The sequence below is a fragment of the Pararhodobacter aggregans genome, assembly GCF_003075525.1.
GTDB classification, from domain to species: domain Bacteria; phylum Pseudomonadota; class Alphaproteobacteria; order Rhodobacterales; family Rhodobacteraceae; genus Pararhodobacter; species Pararhodobacter aggregans.
The window spans coordinates 166,829-184,832 of the sequence record NZ_QDDR01000003.1 but is presented as its reverse complement, the minus strand read 5'-3'; the positions used below and the strand labels follow the sequence as shown (position 1 = coordinate 184,832).

Below are 18,004 nucleotides of genomic sequence, written 5' to 3'. Positions count from 1 at the left end.
TCACGGCGTCGTGGACTCGACGCCCGCGGGCTGGCCGACCACCACGAAATGCAGCGCCTCGGGCTGGGCCAGACGCTGGGCGACGCGCTGGATATCCTCCAGCGTGACGGCGCGGACCAGATCGTTGCGGATGTTGACGTAGTTCAGCGGATAGCCCTGAAACTGCATCGAGGCGAGGATCCGGGCGATGGATTCGTTGCCGTCGAACCTGAGCGGATAGGCGCCGGTCATATAGGTCTGGATGCGTTCCAGATCCTCCTGCGTGATGCCGCCATCGGCCAGCCATTGGAACTGCTCGCGCACCAGCTCGATCGCCTCGGCCGCGGTTTCGTTGCCGGTCGAGAAGCGGCCGACATAGCTGTCCCCGAAGCGCGACGAGGCAAGCGAGGTATAGATCCCGTAGGTCAGGCCGCGCGCCTCGCGGATCTCGGCCATCAGGCGCGAGTTGAAGCCGCCGCCGCCGAAGATCTCGTTCATGACGAAGGCCGCCATGAAATCGGGGTCGTCGGCGTCCATGCCGCCATGGCCGAACTGGATGACCGATTGCGGCCCGTCGAAGGGGACCACGGTCACGCCGGGCGCCGCGTCATAGACCCGGTATTCGGGCAGCGGGCGTTCGGCCGCCGGCAGATCCTGCGCGATGCGGTCGATGATCGCGGCCAGTTCCGGCCCGGTGATATCGCCCGCGGCGCCGACCACGATCCGGTCGCTGGTGAAGGCGGCGCGATGGGCGGCCAGAATGTCATCCAGCGTCAGCGCCCCCACCGTGGCGGCGGTGCCGTCGGTGGGCGTGGCATAGGGATGCCCGGCGTAGCCCAGCCGCGAATAGGTCTCTTGCGCGATGGTGCTGGGGTTGCGCGCCGCGCGTTCGAGCGAGGCGATGGTCTGCGCCCGCACCCGGTCCAGGCTCATGTGGCTGAATTGCGCATCGGTCAGGGCCATCAGCGCCAGGTCGATGACCTGATCGCGGTTCTCGCTCAGCGCGCGGATGGTCATCGAGACGGAATCGCGCCCGGCGTCGAAACTGACCGAACCGGCGAGGGCCTCCAGCGCGGCGGCATAGCCCTGCGCGTCCAGATCGCCCGCGCCCTCGGTCAGCAGCGCGGTCATCAGCGACACCGCGCCCGCCTTGCCCTCGGGATCGAGCGAGGCGCCGCCGGTGAAGATCACCTCGATGGAGACGAAGGGGATCGAATGCTCCTCGACCAGCCAGGCCTCGTGCCCGGCGGGCGAGGTCACGTCCTCGATGTCGATGGCCAGCGCCGGGGCGGCGAAGGACAGGGCAAGCGCCAGCGCGGCGCCGATCAGACGGTTGAAACGCATCACTCTTCCGCTCCCATCAACCAGCCGGTGACCGAGGCGCGGCGATCGAGCCTGCGCGCGGCGGCGAGCACCTCCTCGGGCGTCACCGATTCGAGGATCGACAGCCAATCCTCGCTGTCTTGCAGACTCAACCCCAGCACCAGATCGGCGCCCAGCGTGTTCGCCCGGTCAGCGGTGTCATCCTGTTCATAGATCGCCGCGGCGCGGATCTGCATCCGCACGCGCTCCAGCTGGTCCATGTCGACGCCGGTCTCGATGAAATCGGCCAGCACGCGGTCCAGCGCGGCCTCGGCCGCTTCCAGCGTCACGCCTTCGGCCGGCATGATCCCCAGCGAGAAGGTGCCGCTGTCCAGCGCGTCGCCGCTGTAACCGGCCCAGGCGCTGATCGCGATCCCCTCGTCATAGGTCAGGCGGCGTTCCAGCACCGAGGTCTGCGAGGATCCGCCTAGGATCGCCGCCAGCACCTCGAAGGCCGCGGCCTCGTGCTGATCGCCCGGGCGGCGGTTCGGCGCCAGATAGAGGCGGTTGACATAGGGCTGGCCGACGCGCGCGTCGCGCATCACGAGCCGCCGTTCAGCCAGCTGCGGCGGCTCCTGCGGGCGGAACCGTTCGGGCATGTCGGTGACGGCGGGAATCGGGCCGTAATACTGGTTGGCCAGCGCCAGAACCTCCTCGGCCTCGACATCGCCCGCCACCACCAGGATGGCGTTGTTCGGCGCGTAATGGACGCGGTAGAAATCGGTGGCGATATCGCCGGTCAGCTGCTCCATCTCGTGGCGCCAGCCGATGATCGGGCGGCCGTAGGGGCTGTTTTGGTAAAGCGCGGCGCGCATCTGTTCGCCGAACACCCGGTCGGGGCTGGATTCCAGCGTCTGCCCGCGTTCGCGCAGGATCACGTCACGCTCAGGCAGCCAGTCGGACCGGTCGAGGCGCAGGTTGACCATGCGGTCGGCCTCCATCTGCATCATGATCGGCAGACGGTCGGCGGCGACGCGCTGGTGATAGGCGGTGTAATCCCAGCTGGTAAAGGCGTTGTGGCTGCCGCCATTGGCCTGCACCACGGCGTCGAATTCGCCTTCCTCCATGCTGTCGGTCGCCTTGAACATCAGATGTTCGAGGAAATGGGCAATGCCGGAATGCCCGGCGGGATCATCCGCGGCGCCGACCCGATACCAGACCATCTGCACGACGACCGGGGCGCGGTGATCCTCGACCACCACCACCTGCATGCCGTTGTCGAGGGTAAAGAGCTGGGGATCTTCGGCGGCGGCGGCAAGGGCGCTCGCAGCCCAGACGAAAGTGGCGGCGATCAGGCGCTTGGCAACGAACATGAAAAGGGCTCCGCGGTCAGTCGGGGCAGAATGACCGCGGCACAGGCGCGGCGCAACGGGGTGTGCCGCGTTTGTGAAGCCTCAGTGTCGGGGGCCGTGTCGGGAAGCGTGTCGCGAAGCGTCTCGGGGCGCTCAGTTCTGCGGCGGCGGCGGCGCGGCCGGGGTGCGAACGCCCCGGGCCCGCCAGCGCTGCAATTCCGCCTGCGGGTCGAGGATCTGCTCCTCATAGGCGCGGCGGTAGAGGTTGGTGTTGAACATCCGCTCCAGGATGCGGCCGCCGCCCTGACGGCGGACGTCCTCGTCCTCGACCGCCAGCGTGGTGCGGATATCGGGGGTGACCCCGTTGCGCCCGGCATAGGCCAGCAGCCCGGCATCGGCGGCGGGCACGCTGCCGGTGCGTTCGGCCGAGACCCGGCCGCCCAGCGCCGCCACGACCGACGCGCGCGGATCGGGATCGACAAGGTTCGAGCCCCCCGGCGTCGGTGTCGGCAGCGAGCTGAAATCGGGCGGTGCCTGCAGCGGCTGCGTCGGCAGGACCGAGAATTCGTCAGGCGAATCCTGCCGGGCCGAGGCGTTCATCAGCAAGGGCACGTCGCCATTGCGCGAGCAGGCGCCCAAGGCCAGGGCGCCGATCGTGGCAAGGGTGCAGAGGCGAAGAAGGGTCATCCCGGTCTCGGACAGCGGCAGGAAAGTTGCCCTGTCTTAGCCCATGCTGGCGCGGTCGTCACGGGGCGTTTTTCCCCCCGCGGCGAGGATCAGCCCGAAGGCGCCCACGAAGATGGCAATATCGGCCACGTTGAAGGCCCAGGGGTTGGTGAAGCCGCAGCAGGAAACGTTGAGGAAATCCGCAACCGCGCCCCAGACCAGCCGGTCGATGGCATTGCCCAGCGCGCCGCCGATCAAAAGTCCGGCCGAGGCCCGCATCAGGGGGCTGCCGCCCTCGCGTCGGACCCAGCGCCAGACCCAGACCGTCACCACCACCGGCAGCACGATCAGCGCCCAGCGCAGGACCGGCGACTCATCGGCGAAAAGGCCGAAATTGACGCCCCGGTTCCAGGCCATGGACAGGGTCAGATAGGGCGGCCAGACCTCGATCAGCAGGATTTCGCGCAGGTTCAGGCCGACGACCACGAGCCATTTCAGGATCTGGTCGGCCAAGAGGGTGACGAGGGCGGTGATAAAGGTCAGCCGCATGCGATCAATGCCGGAAATGGCGCATGCCGGTGAAGACCATGGCGAGCCCGGCCTCGTCGGCGGCGGCGATCACCTCGGCGTCGCGCATCGAGCCGCCGGGCTGGATGACGCAGGTCGCGCCCGCGGCCGCCGCTTCCATCAGCCCGTCGGGGAAGGGGAAGAACGCGTCCGAGGCCACCGCCGAGCCGATGGTCAGGGGCTGGGGCAGGCCCAGCGCCTCGGCCATGCGTTCGGCCTTCTTGGCGGCGATCAGGGCCGAATCGACCCGGCTCATCTGGCCCGCGCCGACGCCGACCGTGGCGCCGTCCTTGACATAGACGATGGCGTTCGACTTGACGTGCTTGGCGATCTTCCACGCGAGCAGCAGGTCGGCCATCTGCTCAGGCGTCGGCGCCTTCTTCGTCACGACCTTCAGATCGTCCAGCCCGACAAAGCCGTTGTCCTTGTCCTGCACCAGGAACCCGCCGGCGACCTGGCGGAAGGTCAGCCCGCCGTCGCGCACATCCGGCAGCCCCTCGGTGGTCAAGAGGCGCAGGTTCTTCTTGGCGGCGAAGATGGCTTTCGCCTCGTCCGAGGCGCCGGGGGCGATGACGACCTCGGTGAAGATGCCGGTGATCTCCTGCGCGGTCTCGGCATCGAGCGGCCGGTTCAGCGCCACGATGCCGCCGAAGGCCGAGGTCCGGTCGCAGTCAAACGCGGCCTTGTAGGCCTCGAGCAGGGTCTTGCCCTTCGCCACGCCGCAGGGGTTGGCGTGCTTGATGATGGCGCAGGCGGCGCCTTCGGAGGGGTCGAATTCCGCCACCAGCTCGAAAGCCGCGTCGGTGTCGTTGATGTTGTTGTAGGACAGTTCCTTGCCCTGATGCTGCACGGCGGTGGCCACGCCCGGGCGGCCGGTGCCATCGGTATAGAAGGCCGCCGATTGATGCGGGTTCTCGCCGTAGCGCAGGGTCTGGGCCAGCGTGCCGGCAAAGGCACGGCGGCGCGGCGCCGGGGTTTCCAGCGTCTTCGCGAACCACGCCGAAACTGCCGCGTCATAGGCCGCGGTCCGGGCATAGGTGTTCGCCGCGCATTCCTGCCGGAAACGCAGCGTGGTGCCGCCCTGTTCCAGTTGCGCCAGAAGGGGTGCGTAATCCTCGGGGTCGGTAATCACGGTGACATAGGCGTGGTTCTTGGCGGCGGCGCGCAGCATGGCCGGGCCGCCGATGTCGATGTTCTCCACGCAATCGTCGTAATCGCCGCCCTTCGCGACAGTGGCCTCGAACGGGTAGAGGTTCACGACCAGCAGGTCGATCGGCAGGATCCCGTGGTCGGCCATGGAGGCCAGATGCCCCGCATCCTCGCGCAGGGCCAGCAGCCCGCCATGGACCATCGGATGCAGCGTCTTGACGCGCCCGTCCATCATCTCGGGGAAACCGGTCAGATCGGCCACGTCCTTCACCGCCAGCCCCGCCTCGCGCAGCGCCTTGGCGGTGCCGCCGGTGGATACGAGGTCAACGCCCTTGGCGGCGAGCGCCTGGCCCAGTTCGATCAGGCCGCCCTTGTCGGAAACCGAAAGAAGGGCGCGTTTGACGGGGACAAGATCGGTCATTTCGGAGGGCTTCCTCAATCCAGGGCGAACAGGTCACGCGGCAGGGCCAGGTCGTCGTCGCGGCCGATGTCGCGAATCGCGAGCGGGGTATCGCGTGCCTTGGCGAGTGTCCAGTTTATCTGCGCGCTATCGTCCAGGATCACGCCCCGGATGACCACCTGCTGGCAGGGCCGGGGCGCCAGCCGCCCCTTTTCCAGATAGACCGAGGGCTCCAGCGACAGCCGCCCGGCGCCGTCGAATCGGAAGACCCAGATCTCGCCCGAGGGCAGCGCCACCGACACGGCGCTGCCGTTCATATCAAGGGACGCATCGGCATCGGGATGCAGATGAAAGCGCAAGGCATAGGAAACGCCGCGCATTTTGCCGCGCATCAGCACCGCCTCGAAGGTCTTGCGATGGGCCGGTTCCAGCGCGGCCAGCGTATCCTCGCCCAGCAGCACCCGCCCGTCGCGCCCCATGCTCAGCGTGCGGATATGCGTCAGACCATGGGTCGGCACATAGCCGTCGTGGCTGAGCAGCAGCGACGATCCGTCGCGCTCGTCCGAGCGGTGCTGGGTGACCAGCGAGGGCCCCTCGACCAAGGGCGCGCCGCCTTCCTCGGGGCGCGAGATGCGGCCGAAGCGGGCCGAGGAGAAGCCGTCGAGCGAGAGGGTCGAATGCGAATTGGTGGCGCGCCCGGCCTTTTCCCATTCCGGCCCGAACGGCACGCCCGAGCCTGAGCTGACCACCAGGGGCCGCCGGTTCGAGGTCAGTTCAAACGCCAGCATCGAGGCATGCGCCTGCCGCGCCGAGGGTCCGCCGGGCGGAGCGGCAGCGTCGACCAGCACCGTCGTCCGCCCGCCTTCGAGCCGGGCATAGCCCATGGCCAGCGTCCGGTTGGGGCGGACCGGCACAGCGGCGATGGACAGCGCGTGTTCCAGCCGCCCCTCCATCCCCCGGCCCCCGCCATGGAAACGGCAGAGCCCGCCATCGGCGTGTCTGAGCGTCCTGAGGCAGGGCGCGATCCGGCCCAGCGCGGTTTCCAGCGCCGGGGGGATCGGTGCCCCGGCATCCTCCAGCGCCCGCAGCGCCCAGGTCAGCAGGGTGAAGGTCTCCAGCAGATCCTCGGGATTGCGGCTGGCAAGGCCGCCGTCGGCGGCGATGTCGTCGGTGCAGGCGCGGGTCAGGGCGCTCACCGCCTCGCCGCGGTGCGGCTCCATCCCGATCAGGGCGAAGGCGGCGTAAAGGAGGCCGGTCAGCGCCTCGAACCGGGGCAGGCCGGGGGTGGCATGGCGCCAGCGGCGGGCCAGGAAGGCGGTCTGCCGGCCCAGCGCGGCGAAGAAGGGCTGGTTCTCCTCGGCCTCGCGGCCCACGGTCAGGAACACCGCGTGATGCAGCCAGCGCAGCACCCTTCGGCCGGTCACATCCGGCGTCCAGCCCGGGCCGTCGCCCATGCCGAAGCGCTGGATCCAGTCGCTGACCCAGGCCTGCGCCTTGAGCCGCGCCTCGCGGTCGCCATTGGCCGCCAGATGGTCGAGCCAGGCCATGCCGTGCAACTCGGCCGCAAAGCCCTGCGAGGGGGGCTCCACATCCCAGGGCGCCAGCGTTTCCACCATATGCCCGGCCAGCAGGAAATTGCCCTGCGCCAGTTGCCGGCCCTTGGCGTAAAAGCCCACGGTGCGGGGTTCCGGCATCGACACGAAGCCGCCCGCCGGGGGCGCCGAGCGCACCGCACGCGCGGCAAGGCGGTTGCCCCACCGTGTCTTGCGCGCGCTCCAGCCCTGCTCCATGGCCCTCACCATTCTTTTCCCTCGGGCATAGCGCCAAGGGCGGCTTCTGTCATCCTCTCTGGCGGAGGAGCGCCATGTAGAAGCCGTCGATGCCCCCTTCGTGATCGTCGGGGCGCAGGCGCCAGCCACCCTCGGGCGTGGCGCGACCCAGGGGCAGGGCCGGGGTCCCGGCGGTCAGGCCGGGATGGCGTTGCAGCGCGGCGGAGACCTGCGCCTCGCCCTCCTCGGGCAGAAGCGAGCAGGTGCAATAGACCAGCCGCCCGCCGGGTCTGAGGAAGCCCAGCGCCCGGTCCAGAAGCTGCCCCTGCAAGGCGGTCAGCGCCTCCACATCGGCGGGTTTGCGCACGAAGGGCAGGTCGGGGTGACGGCGGATCGTGCCGGTGGCCGAACAGGGCGCGTCCAGAAGCACGGCATCGACCGGCGCCTCCGGGCTCCAGTCCAGCGCATCGGCCGTGACGATCCGGGCGGAGAGGCCGGTGCGGGCGAGGTTCTCGGACAGCCGTTTCAGCCGCGGCGCGCTGAGGTCGAGCGCCGTGACCTCGGCGCCCCGGGCCGCCAGCTGCATCGTCTTGCCCCCGGGCGCGGCGCAGAGGTCCAGCACCGTCTCGCCGGGTTGCACCGCCAGCAGCGTCGCGGGCAGGGCGGCGGCGGCGTCCTGAATCCACCAATCGCCCTCGGCAAAGCCGGGCAGGGCGCTGACCTGCACCCCGGCCGGCAACCGCCACGAGGATGCGACGGGCTCGGCCCCCTCGGGCGCGGTCTTGCCGGGCTTGAGGCTCAGGTCCAGCGGCGGGGTCCGGTGATGCGCGGCCTCGATGGCCTTGACGACCTCCTCGCCCCAGAGCCCCCGCAACCGGCGGCGCAGCCAGCCGGGCAGCGGCTGCACCGGCAGATCGGCCCAGCCCTCGACCCCAGCGACCCGGCGCAGCACGGCATTGGCCAGTCCGGCGGCGCGGGCGGTCTGGCGGTCGGCCTTCAGCCCGTTCACCGTGGCGCTGACCACGCCATGCGGCGCCTCGCCCAGTTCCAGCAGCTCGACCGTGGCGACCCTGAGCGCCGCCATCACCAGAGGCGCCGGTTCGCGGGCCATCAGCGGCGCCAGCACTGCCTGGGTGCGGGCGAAATTGCGCAGGGTGGCCAGCGCCAGCCGCTGGGCGCGGGCCCGGTCGGCGGGGTCTGCGGGCGGCAGCGGCACCTCGGGCAGCATGGCGCCGCCGACGACGCCCGCCACCAGCGTGGCAGCCATGCGGCGCGGGTCTTGGCTGGGCGACATCGGGTCCTCGGGCTTGTTTCGCTTGGGGCAGGGGGCTACCTAGCCCTTATCCCGCCCACCGACGAGAGGAAAGCCGATGTCCGCCTCCGACCTGCCCGCCTCCGACCTGCCACCGGCCGCCCGACGCGCCCTGGCCGAGGCCGAGGAACGCCGCCAGAAGGCCGAAGCCGAGGCCGCGACCCTGCCCAAGAAACTGGGTGGCCGCAACGGGCCTGAGCCCGTGCGCTATGGCGATTGGGAGAAGAAGGGCATCGCGGTCGATTTCTGAGCCCGTAGGATGGGCGATTCGCCCATCCCTCACCGCAGCCGGAAATCCGCATGGATCCCCGCGCCGCGTTCGGTGACGAAGCGCAATTCGTCGCCGTCCCGCAGTACCGCCTGACAATCGGCGCCCAGATCCGTGTCGCCCCAAAACAGCGTCCGGCAGAAATACCCGTCCCGCCATTGCCATTCGCCGCTGACCGGCCGGCCCATGCCGCGCCCGGTGATCTGGCCATCCGCCCGCACCTCAAGCCGGATCCCCAGCCGGGTCAGCGCATGCCCTTCGATCAGGTGGCGGAACTGGCCGCCGTCGCGCACCGGCTCGAAGGCCGGTGCGAGGCCGGGGATCAGGATCAGGACAAGGGTCAGGATCGAGCGCATGCCCCTCCTACGCAGCAGGGGCCGGATTGGTTTCGTCAGGTGCCGCAGAAAGTGACGTAATCGCCGAATCCCGCCGGTGCAGGGCCCTCCAGATCCTCGAAACCGGGCCGCGCGGCACAGGGCGTGGCCAGCGCCTCCATCAGCCGCTGCATCGGGGCCAGATCGCCTGTCTGTGCTGCGGCCAGCGCCTCCTCCACCCGGTGGTTGCGCGGGATGTAGAGCGGGTTCACCGCCTCCATCGCCTCAGGCGTCCGGTCGCGGCGGCTGTCCCATTCCGCCAGCCAGCCCTCCAGCCGTGGATCGCGCCCGATCAGCGCCCCCAGCGGCAGCCGGTTGCCCCGGGCGACCTCCGACAGCGCCCGGAAGGCGCCGGTGAAATCCGCCCCCTGCGCCGTCAGCATGTCGAGGAACCCGTCGATCAGCGCGTCGTCCGCGCCCGTGACCCCCAGTTTCGCCCCGAACCGCTTGCGGCGTTCGGCGGCGTAGAGCCCCTCGGCCCCTTCGATCACCGCCTGCAATTCCGGCAGCGCCTCGTCCGGGTTCTCGGCAATCAGCGGCAGCAGCGTCTCTGCCAGCCGGGCCAGGTTCCAGCGCGCCAGCAGCGGCTGGTTGCCATAGGCATAGCGGCCCTGCGCGTCGATCGAGGAAAACACCGCCGCCGGATCATGCGCGTCGATGAAGGCGCAGGGGCCATAGTCGATGGTCTCGCCCGAGATCGTCATGTTGTCGGTGTTCATCACCCCATGCACGAACCCGACCGAGACCCACCCGGCCACCAGCGCCATCTGCCGGGCAATGACCCGGTGCAGGAAGGCGAGGTAACGATCCGGCGTGCCGCTCAGATCCGGGTCATGCCGGGCGATGGCATAATCGGCCAGCAGCCGCAGCCGGGCGGTTTCCCGCCGGGCATAGAAGAACTGGAAGGTCCCCACCCGCAGATGGCTGGACGCGACCCGGGCCAGCACCGCGCCTTGCAGCCCCGTGCCGTCGCGCCACACCGTCTCGCCCGTCGTCACGGCCGACAGCGCCCGGGTGGTGGGGATGCCAAGGCCCTGCATCGCCTCACCCAGGATCACCTCGCGCAGGACTGGCCCCAAAGCCGCCTTGCCGTCGCCGCCGCGCGAAAAGGGCGTCCGGCCCGAGCCCTTCAGATGGAGGTCGCGCCGCTGCCCCTGCCGGTCGATCACCTCGCCCACCAGCATGGCCCGCCCGTCGCCCAGCTGCGGCGAGAAGCCGCCGAACTGGTGCCCGGCATAGGCCATGGCCAGGGGCGAGGCGCCTTCGGGCATGGCGCCGCCGGTCAGCATGGCGAGGCCCGCCGGTTCCCGCAGCGCCAAGGGATCGAGGCCCAGCTCGGCCGCCAGCCCCTCGTTCAGCCAGACCAAGGCCGGTTCCGGCGCGACGGCGCCCTGGAACGGCAGATACATGCCCTCAAGATCGCGGGCATAGGAATTGTCGAAGGGAATGGTCAGCATGGGGCACCTCTGCCCCTCCAGATAGGCATCCCGGCGCCCGGGGGAACCCCCTCAGCTGCCGGGCGCGACCAGACCGACCACCGGCCCCATCGGCACGCCCCAATCGTCGCGGCCCAGTTCCGGCGCGTAAAGCCGCGAGATCCGGCCGTCGAAATAGAGCGCATCGGGCACGCCCAGTTCGTCGCGGAAGAAGCGGGCGAAGCGGTGGAAGGTGACCGGCTGGTCCGAGATGACGAAGAAAGCCGTCTGCCCGTCGGCGCTGACGCCGACCCCGTTCCTGAGGTTCAGCGAGTCGCTGTCGGGCAGGAAGCGCGGATGCAACGCGCCGTCGATCACCAGCATCGGCCCCGATTGCGTGGCGAAGCGGCAGGCGGGCGCCTCCTCGGCGAAGCGGCGGCTTTCGATCACTGCAAGGGTGCCGTCCCCGAAGCAGAAGACACCATTGGGCAGCAGGCCGAAATTGCCCGGCCCCTCGCGCGTGACCAGCCCGGCGCGGCGCTCGCCCTCCTCGACGTAAAGGCCCACGGGGGCGCGGTCGGGGTGGTACATGCCGGCATTCATGGCGAAGACCAGATGCGCGCCTTCGGCGTTCAGCGCGGCGTCGATCCGGGCGAAGGAGCCGAAGCGCTGACCCTCGGCATCGTCGAGGAAAAGCCGCAGATCCTGATCGGCCGTGACTTCGCAGACAGAGAAGCTGAGCGCTTCGAATGCCATGTCGCGGCATTCGGCCGAGGCGGGACCGGCCAGAACCAGTCCCAGCGCGACGGCGAGGCTATTCCTCATCGTCCTCGTCCCGGGCGGCGACATCGGCCTGCACGCGGGGATCGTTGAAGATGCGCCGCGCGTCATCCATGCGGTCGAAGGTGGCGTCCAGTTCGAACTTCAGATCGGGCGCGTATTTCAGCCCCAGATCGCGCGCCACATGATGGCGCAGTTCCGCCTTGGACCGGCGCAGCGCCTTCAGCGCCTCCTCGGCCCCTTCGCCGCCCAGGGGCATGATATAGGCCGTGGCGTGCTTGAGGTCGGGCGAGGTGGTCACCTCGGACACGGTGATGACCAGCCGCGACAGGTCGGGATCATGGATATCACCCCGCGCCAGCACTTCGGCCAGACGGTGGCGGATGACCTCGGCGACGCGAAGCTGCCGCTGGGTGGGACCCGATCCCTGAGAGAAACGTTTTGCGCACATGCCCTCCATCTAGGGCAAGAAACCGGGCGCGGAAAGCGGTTTTCCTGTCCCTTGACGCAGGATATGGAGGGGCGAACACAGGAGTTTGACATGACCGACACCGCTGCCCCCCTTCCCGCGATCGTCGTCAACGGCGTTTCCGGCCGCATGGGCCGGATGCTGGTGCAGGTCCTGACCGGCTCGGACAAGGCGCGGCTGGCGGGCGCGCTGGAGCGTCCGGGCCACCCCTGGGTCGGCAAGGATCTGGGGCTGATGCTGGGCGGGGCGCCGCTGGGCGTGACCGTCTCGGACGATCCCGCGGCGGCGCTGTCGGGCGCGCAGGCGGTGGTCGATTTCACCGCCCCCGCCGCCACCGTGGCGCTGGCGCCGGTGGCGATGGCCGCGGGCTGCGCGCATGTGATCGGCACCACGGGCCTGTCGAAGGACGACATCGCCGCCATCGGCGCGGCGGCGAAACAGGGCGTCATCGTGCGGGCCGGGAACATGAGCCTCGGCGTCAACCTGCTGGTGGCGCTGACCCGCAAGGTCGCGGCCGCGCTCGACGCCGATTACGACATCGAGATCGTCGAATCGCACCACCGGCACAAGGTCGACGCCCCGTCGGGCACCGCGCTGATGCTGGGCCAGGCCGCGGCCGAAGGGCGGGGCGTGTCGCTGGACGAGGCCGCGGTGCGCGGGCGCGACGGCATCACCGGCCCGCGGGAGCGCGGCAGCATCGGCTTCTCGGCCATCCGGGCGGGCGATTACATCGGCGAGCATGACGTGATCTTCGCGGCGGATGGCGAGCGGATCATCCTGCGCCACGTCGCTTCGGACCGGGGCGTCTTTGCGCGGGGGGCGGTCAAGGCCGCGCTCTGGGCGCAGGGGCAGGCCAAGGGCGAATACGACATGGCGGCCGTGCTGGGCCTCTGACGCCCTGCACGAAATCTGCACGAACCGCGCGGGGCATCTGCACGGGGCACCGGGCAGGGTGGGGCGATCCACCTTGACCCGGAGCCGTTCATGCAGACCCGTATTTCCCCCCTCGCGCCGCTGGCCGCGCTGGCCGTTCTTGTCCTTCTCGGCGATTTCCTCTTCTGGCGGCAGGCTCCCGGCCTGTCGCTGGCGCTTTTTGCCTTTGCCATCTTCGCTGCCGCCAGTTGGTCGGTCCGGCCGCTCAGCCGCCTTGTCGGTCCCGCCCTGCTGCTTCTCGCCGCCGCCCTGCCGGTGATCGAGATGCTTCAGGCGCTGTCGATGGCCTTCCTCGCCGCCGGGCTGATCGTGGCGCTGGCCTGGGTGCATGGCCCGCTGAGCGGCGCGCTTGGCTATGCGCTGGCCCTGCCCGGGCGCTGGCTGGCGCCGCTTGATCCGGGGCGCAGCCTGCGCGCCATCCGCGCCCTTCCGGCCGAGGCCGGGGCGATCCGCCGTCAGGTCGCGCTCTGGGCTTTTCCGCTGGGGGGCAGCGCGGTGTTCATCGCGCTGCTGATGGATGCGAACCCGGTGCTGTCGCGGCTTTTCTCGCTGGATCTGGACCTTTTTGCCGCGCTGGAGCGGGGGCTCTTCTGGGGCGGAACCGCGCTCCTGGTCGCGCCTTTCCTGACCCCCGGCCCCGTAACCGCCGCCCCACAGCTGCGCCTGCCCGGCAGCGGGCTCAGCGCGGGGTCGGTGATCCGGGCGCTGATCCTCTTCAATCTGGTGATCGGCGTGCAGACCCTGACCGACCTGTCGATCCTGATCGCGGGCGCCGACCTGCCCGAGGGGATGAGCTTTGCCGATTACGCCCATCGCGGCGCCTATCCGCTGCTGGCCACCGCCATGTTGGCCGGGGCCTTCGCGCTGGCCGCCCGGCCGTTCCTGTCGGCGCATCCGGCGGTCAAGCCGCTGCTGGGGCTGTGGCTGGCGCAGAACATGGTGCTGTGCGGGGCGGCGATGCTGCGGCTCGACCTCTATATCGGCGCCTACGGGCTGACCTATCTGCGCCTGCATGCCCTGATCTGGATGGGGCTGGTGGCGGCCGGGCTGGGGCTCAGCCTGTGGCAGGTGCTGGCCGGGCGCGGCAATCTCTGGCTGCTGGTCCGGGCCGGGGGGCTGGGGCTTGTCACGCTCTATGTCGCCTGCTTCGTCAATTTCGCCGGGATCGTCGCCGCGCAGAACCTTGCCCATCCCAATGCCGATCCGAATTACGTCTGCGATCTGGGGCCGATGGCCGCCGTCGCCTGGGCCGGGGCCGAGACCCCGCCGCCCCCCGGCTTCCGCCTGGGCAGCTGTGGCGCCAGGCACGCACCCGTGACCCGGGGCTGGCGGGATTGGGGCTTCCGGGCGTGGCGGGTGCGCCATAATCTCGCGGCATTGGAGGCTGGCCGATGAAGATCCTGATCGTCGATGACGACCCCCGCCTGCGCGACCTGCTCAGGCTGGCGCTGGAACGCGCGGGCCATGCGGTGGTGACGGCCGGCGACGGGCGTGCGGCGCTGGCCACGGTGACGCGCGAGGGGCCGGATCTGGTGATCCTGGACGTGGGCCTGCCCGAGATGGACGGGTTCGAGGCCTGCCGCCGGATCCGCGCCACCTCGGACGTGCCGATCCTGTTCCTGACCGCCCGCGACGACGAGATCGACCGCGTGCTGGGGCTGGAACTGGGGGCCGACGATTACGTCACCAAGCCCTTCAGCCCGCGTGAGGTGGTGGCCCGCGTCCGCGCCATCCTCAAGCGCGCGGGCGGCGGACCCGGCCAGCGGCTGGCGCTGGGCGATCTGGTGCTGGATCTGGAGGCGCGGCAATGCCGGGCCGGGGGGGTGGAGGTGCCGCTGACCGCCACCGAATTCCAGATCCTCGCGCAATTGATGGCGGCGCCCGGGCGGCTGGTTACGCGCCCCGTGCTGGTCGCGGCGCTCTGGGGCGCGCGCAGCGCGGTGTCGGACCGGACGCTGGACAGCCACCTGCGCAACCTGCGCCGCAAGCTGGCCGAGGCGGGCTGCGATGGCGTGCTGGAGACCGTCCACGGGCAGGGCATCCGCGCCGGGGTCCGGGCATGAGGCCGGGCTGGCGTCCGTCCCTCGCCTTCGTGCTGGCGGGCGGGCTGGCGGGGACGCTGGCCCTGTCCTTTGCCGGACTGGTGGCGCTGCGCTACCTCGGCCCCGCCATCGGCTTTCGCAACGCCGAGATGATCCTCGCCGCGCTGATCGCCCTGGGCACGGGGTTTCTGGGCTGGCTGCAATGGCGGCTGTTGTTGCGGCCGACGCTGGCGCTCGAGGCTTATGCCGAGGCGCAGGAAACCGCCGCCAGCCCTGACCGCCCCCGCCATTTCGGCACGCGCGAGACCTATCGCACCGGCCAGCGCGTCATCGCCATGGCCGAGGCGCTCAGGGACCGCGAGGCGACGATCCGCGCCCATACCGACCATGTGACGCACGAGTTGAAGACCCCGGTTTCCGCGATCCGCGCGGCGGTGGAGTTGCTGGAGGACGGCGGCACGCTGGGCGCCGAGGACCGGGCGCTGGTGGCGCAGATCGACGGCGCGCGGGCGCAGATCGAGGCGCAGCTTGCGGCCCTGCGGCGGGCCGCTCAGGCGCGCGAGGTGCGCTATCTGGGCCAGTCGCGGCTGGGCGAGGTGGTGCCCGTGCTCGCCGCTGATTTCCCCGATCTGGCGGTCGAGGTCGCGGCGGATGCGCCGGTGCCGCTGGCGGCCGAGGGGTTGCGGATCGTGCTGGGGCAGCTTCTGCGCAACGCGGCCGAGCATGGCGCGGGGCGGGTGGTGCTGATCGCGGGGGGGGAACCTGCGCCTTGGGTCGAGGTGGCGGACGACGGGCGCGGGGTCTCGGCCGGGAACGCGGGGCGGGTGTTCGACCCGTTCTTCACCACGCGCCGGGATCAGGGCGGGACCGGCATGGGCCTTTCGGTGGTGCGCAACCTGCTGGAGGCTCATCGGGCGGGGATCGTCTTGGTCCCGTCCGAACGGGGCGCGCGGTTCAGGATCGAGTTTCGGGGGTAAGTTCCTGTTTCGCCCGGCGGCACGCCGGGCAGCGCCCGCACCGCCCCCCCGGGGCGGGCGCTTCTCGCCCACCCCGGCGGTACGGGCGCCGCCCTTGGCGCTCCTGCCGCCTAAGCCCCCACGTCCTTCGCCAGCACCAGCGCCCGGCCCTCGCAGACCAGCGTTCCGTCCGGCAACCGGCAGGTGGTGGCCAGATCGACCAGATGCTTTTCCGGCCGCAACCGGGTGATCTCGACCCGCGCGGTCAGGGGCACGTCCAGCGGAGCCGCGCCCCGGAAATCGAGGCTCTGCTTGAGGTAATTGGTGCCGGACCCCGGCAGCTCCACCCCCAGCAGATAGCTGAAAAGCGCACCGATCAGCGGCTCGGGCACATGGCCGGGCAGATCCCCGCCCGCCAGCGCGGCGAAATCCGCCATGTCCCCGGCGCTGTACCGGCGCGTCACCTCGGCGCTGTCCCCGACCTTCATGCCAGCACCGCCTTGCCCTGAAAGCAGACCGCCCCATCCGCCTGCCGCCGGGCGCTGACCGCCAGTTCCGGCCCCGCGCCCTCGACCGAAAGGACCAGTGTCTCGCCCGCATAGGCGGGGTTGGGGAACATCATGTCCTGAAACACCTGCCCCCGCCCGGGATGCGCCGCGCGCACCATCGCCCAGAGGCGGGAATAGATCAGCATCCCGTGGCTGACCGTGCGGCCGAACCGGGTGCGGGCGCTGAACGCGGGGTCCACATGGATCGGGTTGTCATCGCCCGAGACGCGGGCGAAGGCGTCGAAATCGGCCTGCGTGGGGGTCCAGAGCGTTTCTGTCACAGAAGTTTCCTCAACTCGGGTTTGCGGACCTTCCCGGCGGCGGTGCGGGGGAAATCCTCGACCACGTGGAAGGACTTCGGCAGCTTGTAGGCCGCCAGCCTCTCGCGCAGCCAGGCGGTCAGCGCGACGGGGTCCGGCGCCTGCCCGGGCCGGGAGATCAGGAAGGCGACGCCGGTCTCGCCCCAGCGCGCGTCGGGTATGCCCAGAACGGCGGCCTCCAGAATCGCGGGATGGGTGATGAGGACCTTCTCCACCTCGGCCGGATAGACGTTCTCGCCGCCCGAGATGTACATGTCCTTGATGCGGTCGATGATCCGGTAATAGCCGTCCTGATCCCGCGCCGCGACATCGCCCGATTTCAGCCAGCCGTCCGGGGTGAAGGCGGCCCCGGTCGCCTGCGGATTGTCCAGATAGCCCGGGGTCACCGTGGGGCCCCGAAGCAGCAGCTCGCCCGCCCCCGGCTCGCCATCCGGCACGCCATCCAGCCGCGCCTCGGTCATCATCTGCGGCTTGCCGACGCTGCCGATCTTACTGATGGCGGCGTCGCGGTCGATCAGGAAGCCGGTCGGCCCCGTCTCGGTCATGCCGAACCCGTTGCAGATCAGCGCGCCCTTCTCGGCGAAGAAGCGGATCGTGGCCTCGGGCAGCGCCGCGCCGCCGCAGGCCCAGCCCTTGCAGGCGGTGAAATCCGCCTGCGCGAGGTCCATCTGCATCAGCGCCTGATAGATCGCCGGCACCCCGAAGAATTGCGTCACCGCGCCCTTTGCCAGCAGGTCCAGCAGCACCGGCGCGTCGAACTTGCGCAGAACCAGGGACACGCCACCCCACAAGAACAGCGGCATGGTAAACAGGTTGATCCCCCCGGTGTGGAACAGCGGCAGGAAATTGACCGTCCGGTCCTGCGCCGTCAGCCCCATGGCCTGCGCGATGTTCACCGCATTCGCCACCACCATGCGCGGCGTCTGGATCACCGCCTTGGGCGTGCCGGTGGTGCCCGAGGTGAAAAGGACGTACCACGGCTGATCCTCGTCCACCGGGACGGGGGGCAGGGGGGCGGTGTCGGGGATCTCCAGCGCCATCGTGGGCAGGCCCAGCCCGGCGGCGGGGGCGGCGAAGGTCTCGTCATGCAGGACCAGCGCGCAGTTGACGCTGGCCACCACCGGCAGCAGCTCCGCCACCGGCTGACGCCAGTTCAACGGCGCGAGGATCAGCCCGGCCTTCTGGCAGGCGAAGAGCGCCACGAAGAATTCGGGCCGGTTGTGGCAGAGGATGGCGACGCGCGACCCCCGCGGCACCCGGGCCAGCAGCGCGGCGCCCAGACGAGCGGCAGCCGCGTCCACCCAGGCGAAGGACCAGACATCGCCGGTCTCATGGTCGACGAAGGCGGGCGCCCTGGGCGACAGCTGGGCGCGGCGGGCAGAAAGGTCGGGGATCAGGCCCAT

General features: G+C 70.4%; 19 protein-coding genes. 5 read left to right on the top strand and 14 right to left on the bottom strand.

What is annotated here, in order from left to right; translation table 11 throughout:
- The 7 genes from DDE23_RS07900 to DDE23_RS07870 all read right to left on the bottom strand — a co-directional run bounded on the left by DDE23_RS07900 (window position 1) and on the right by DDE23_RS07870 (window position 8,478).
- Entirely contained in the window at window positions 1–1,323 is a 1,323-nt protein-coding gene (locus tag DDE23_RS07900) for a M16 family metallopeptidase (protein WP_107751427.1), read from the bottom strand.
- Window positions 1,323–2,654 (bottom strand): M16 family metallopeptidase, encoded by a 1,332-nt coding sequence (locus tag DDE23_RS07895; RefSeq protein ID WP_107751426.1) that lies wholly within the window; start codon window positions 2,652–2,654, stop codon window positions 1,323–1,325. The genes DDE23_RS07900 and DDE23_RS07895 overlap by 1 nt, the downstream gene beginning before the upstream one ends.
- A 132-nt stretch (window positions 2,655–2,786) precedes the next feature.
- Window positions 2,787–3,320, bottom strand: coding sequence for a DUF3035 domain-containing protein (locus DDE23_RS07890; protein ID WP_107751425.1), 534 nt, complete (start codon window positions 3,318–3,320; stop codon window positions 2,787–2,789).
- A 36-nt stretch (window positions 3,321–3,356) separates the two neighbouring features.
- Window positions 3,357–3,848 carry a signal peptidase II gene (gene lspA / locus DDE23_RS07885; protein WP_107751424.1) on the bottom strand — a complete coding sequence of 164 codons (492 nt, stop codon included), beginning with the start codon at window positions 3,846–3,848 and terminating at the stop codon, window positions 3,357–3,359.
- A 4-nt stretch (window positions 3,849–3,852) separates the two neighbouring features.
- Window positions 3,853–5,436 carry a bifunctional phosphoribosylaminoimidazolecarboxamide formyltransferase/IMP cyclohydrolase gene (gene purH / locus DDE23_RS07880; protein WP_107751423.1) on the bottom strand — a complete coding sequence of 528 codons (1,584 nt, stop codon included), beginning with the start codon at window positions 5,434–5,436 and terminating at the stop codon, window positions 3,853–3,855.
- Window positions 5,437–5,450: 14 nt separating this feature from the next.
- Complete coding sequence (locus DDE23_RS07875) at window positions 5,451–7,217, bottom strand: heparinase II/III family protein (protein WP_107751422.1); 1,767 nt, start codon at window positions 7,215–7,217, stop codon at window positions 5,451–5,453.
- Between the two features lie 37 nt (window positions 7,218–7,254).
- Window positions 7,255–8,478, bottom strand: coding sequence for an RsmB/NOP family class I SAM-dependent RNA methyltransferase (locus tag DDE23_RS07870; RefSeq protein WP_107751421.1), 1,224 nt, complete (start codon window positions 8,476–8,478; stop codon window positions 7,255–7,257).
- A gap of 76 nt (window positions 8,479–8,554) precedes the next feature.
- Here DDE23_RS07870 and DDE23_RS07865 point away from each other — a divergent pair, with 76 nt between their 5' ends.
- A complete protein-coding gene (locus DDE23_RS07865; RefSeq protein WP_107751420.1) occupies window positions 8,555–8,746 on the top strand; it encodes a DUF1674 domain-containing protein in 192 nt (63 codons plus the stop codon).
- A 29-nt stretch (window positions 8,747–8,775) separates the two neighbouring features.
- On the opposite strand, the gene DDE23_RS07860 is transcribed toward DDE23_RS07865, so the two are convergent.
- From DDE23_RS07860 to rbfA, 4 genes are read right to left on the bottom strand one after another with little or no spacing between them, the layout of a single operon-like run.
- Entirely contained in the window at window positions 8,776–9,120 is a 345-nt protein-coding gene (locus DDE23_RS07860) for a dihydrodipicolinate reductase (RefSeq protein WP_107751419.1), read from the bottom strand.
- Window positions 9,121–9,155: 35 nt separating this feature from the next.
- Window positions 9,156–10,592, bottom strand: coding sequence for a protein adenylyltransferase SelO (locus DDE23_RS07855; RefSeq protein WP_192883715.1), 1,437 nt, complete (start codon window positions 10,590–10,592; stop codon window positions 9,156–9,158).
- Between the two features lie 54 nt (window positions 10,593–10,646).
- The gene (locus DDE23_RS07850; protein WP_107751417.1) at window positions 10,647–11,378 is read right to left on the bottom strand and encodes a phosphodiester glycosidase family protein; all 732 of its coding nucleotides are present in this window, start codon (window positions 11,376–11,378) and stop codon (window positions 10,647–10,649) included.
- Window positions 11,368–11,784 carry a 30S ribosome-binding factor RbfA gene (gene rbfA, locus DDE23_RS07845; RefSeq protein ID WP_107751626.1) on the bottom strand — a complete coding sequence of 139 codons (417 nt, stop codon included), beginning with the start codon at window positions 11,782–11,784 and terminating at the stop codon, window positions 11,368–11,370. The genes DDE23_RS07850 and rbfA overlap by 11 nt, the downstream gene beginning before the upstream one ends.
- Window positions 11,785–11,874: 90 nt before the next feature.
- On the opposite strand from rbfA, the gene dapB reads away from it, so the two are divergent.
- The 4 genes from dapB to DDE23_RS07825 all read left to right on the top strand — a co-directional run bounded on the left by dapB (window position 11,875) and on the right by DDE23_RS07825 (window position 15,754).
- Window positions 11,875–12,696, top strand: a complete 822-nt coding sequence (gene dapB, locus DDE23_RS07840; RefSeq protein WP_107751416.1) for a 4-hydroxy-tetrahydrodipicolinate reductase — start codon at window positions 11,875–11,877, stop codon at window positions 12,694–12,696.
- 90 nt (window positions 12,697–12,786) lie between these two features.
- A complete protein-coding gene (locus tag DDE23_RS07835; RefSeq protein ID WP_107751415.1) occupies window positions 12,787–14,130 on the top strand; it encodes a DUF4153 domain-containing protein in 1,344 nt (447 codons plus the stop codon).
- Complete coding sequence (locus tag DDE23_RS07830; protein WP_107751414.1) at window positions 14,127–14,798, top strand: response regulator transcription factor; 672 nt, start codon at window positions 14,127–14,129, stop codon at window positions 14,796–14,798. Before DDE23_RS07835 ends, DDE23_RS07830 begins: the two co-directional genes overlap by 4 nt.
- Complete coding sequence (locus DDE23_RS07825) at window positions 14,795–15,754, top strand: sensor histidine kinase (RefSeq protein ID WP_107751413.1); 960 nt, start codon at window positions 14,795–14,797, stop codon at window positions 15,752–15,754. The genes DDE23_RS07830 and DDE23_RS07825 overlap by 4 nt, the downstream gene beginning before the upstream one ends.
- A 110-nt stretch (window positions 15,755–15,864) precedes the next feature.
- Here the strand turns inward: DDE23_RS07825 and DDE23_RS07820 are convergent, their stop codons facing one another.
- From DDE23_RS07820 to DDE23_RS07810, 3 genes are read right to left on the bottom strand one after another with little or no spacing between them, the layout of a single operon-like run.
- Entirely contained in the window at window positions 15,865–16,221 is a 357-nt protein-coding gene (locus tag DDE23_RS07820) for a hotdog family protein (RefSeq protein WP_107751412.1), read from the bottom strand.
- Entirely contained in the window at window positions 16,218–16,562 is a 345-nt protein-coding gene (locus tag DDE23_RS07815; protein ID WP_238149928.1) for a MaoC/PaaZ C-terminal domain-containing protein, read from the bottom strand. The genes DDE23_RS07820 and DDE23_RS07815 overlap by 4 nt, the downstream gene beginning before the upstream one ends.
- A complete protein-coding gene (locus DDE23_RS07810; RefSeq protein ID WP_116548234.1) occupies window positions 16,559–18,004 on the bottom strand; it encodes an AMP-binding protein in 1,446 nt (481 codons plus the stop codon). Before DDE23_RS07810 ends, DDE23_RS07815 begins: the two co-directional genes overlap by 4 nt.

Coding starts and splice junctions, on each gene's coding strand:
- DDE23_RS07900 (WP_107751427.1), bottom strand. CDS start 1,323: ATGCGTTTCAACCGTCTGATCGGCGCCGCGCTGGCGCTTGCCCTGTCC.
- DDE23_RS07895 (WP_107751426.1), bottom strand. CDS start 2,654: ATGTTCGTTGCCAAGCGCCTGATCGCCGCCACTTTCGTCTGGGCTGCG.
- DDE23_RS07890 (WP_107751425.1), bottom strand. CDS start 3,320: ATGACCCTTCTTCGCCTCTGCACCCTTGCCACGATCGGCGCCCTGGCC.
- lspA (WP_107751424.1), bottom strand. CDS start 3,848: ATGCGGCTGACCTTTATCACCGCCCTCGTCACCCTCTTGGCCGACCAG.
- purH (WP_107751423.1), bottom strand. CDS start 5,436: ATGACCGATCTTGTCCCCGTCAAACGCGCCCTTCTTTCGGTTTCCGAC.
- DDE23_RS07875 (WP_107751422.1), bottom strand. CDS start 7,217: ATGGTGAGGGCCATGGAGCAGGGCTGGAGCGCGCGCAAGACACGGTGG.
- DDE23_RS07870 (WP_107751421.1), bottom strand. CDS start 8,478: ATGTCGCCCAGCCAAGACCCGCGCCGCATGGCTGCCACGCTGGTGGCG.
- DDE23_RS07865 (WP_107751420.1), top strand. CDS start 8,555: ATGTCCGCCTCCGACCTGCCCGCCTCCGACCTGCCACCGGCCGCCCGA.
- DDE23_RS07860 (WP_107751419.1), bottom strand. CDS start 9,120: ATGCGCTCGATCCTGACCCTTGTCCTGATCCTGATCCCCGGCCTCGCA.
- DDE23_RS07850 (WP_107751417.1), bottom strand. CDS start 11,378: ATGAGGAATAGCCTCGCCGTCGCGCTGGGACTGGTTCTGGCCGGTCCC.
- rbfA (WP_107751626.1), bottom strand. CDS start 11,784: ATGTGCGCAAAACGTTTCTCTCAGGGATCGGGTCCCACCCAGCGGCAG.
- dapB (WP_107751416.1), top strand. CDS start 11,875: ATGACCGACACCGCTGCCCCCCTTCCCGCGATCGTCGTCAACGGCGTT.
- DDE23_RS07835 (WP_107751415.1), top strand. CDS start 12,787: ATGCAGACCCGTATTTCCCCCCTCGCGCCGCTGGCCGCGCTGGCCGTT.
- DDE23_RS07830 (WP_107751414.1), top strand. CDS start 14,127: ATGAAGATCCTGATCGTCGATGACGACCCCCGCCTGCGCGACCTGCTC.
- DDE23_RS07825 (WP_107751413.1), top strand. CDS start 14,795: ATGAGGCCGGGCTGGCGTCCGTCCCTCGCCTTCGTGCTGGCGGGCGGG.
- DDE23_RS07820 (WP_107751412.1), bottom strand. CDS start 16,221: ATGAAGGTCGGGGACAGCGCCGAGGTGACGCGCCGGTACAGCGCCGGG.
- DDE23_RS07810 (WP_116548234.1), bottom strand. CDS start 18,004: ATGGGCCTGATCCCCGACCTTTCTGCCCGCCGCGCCCAGCTGTCGCCC.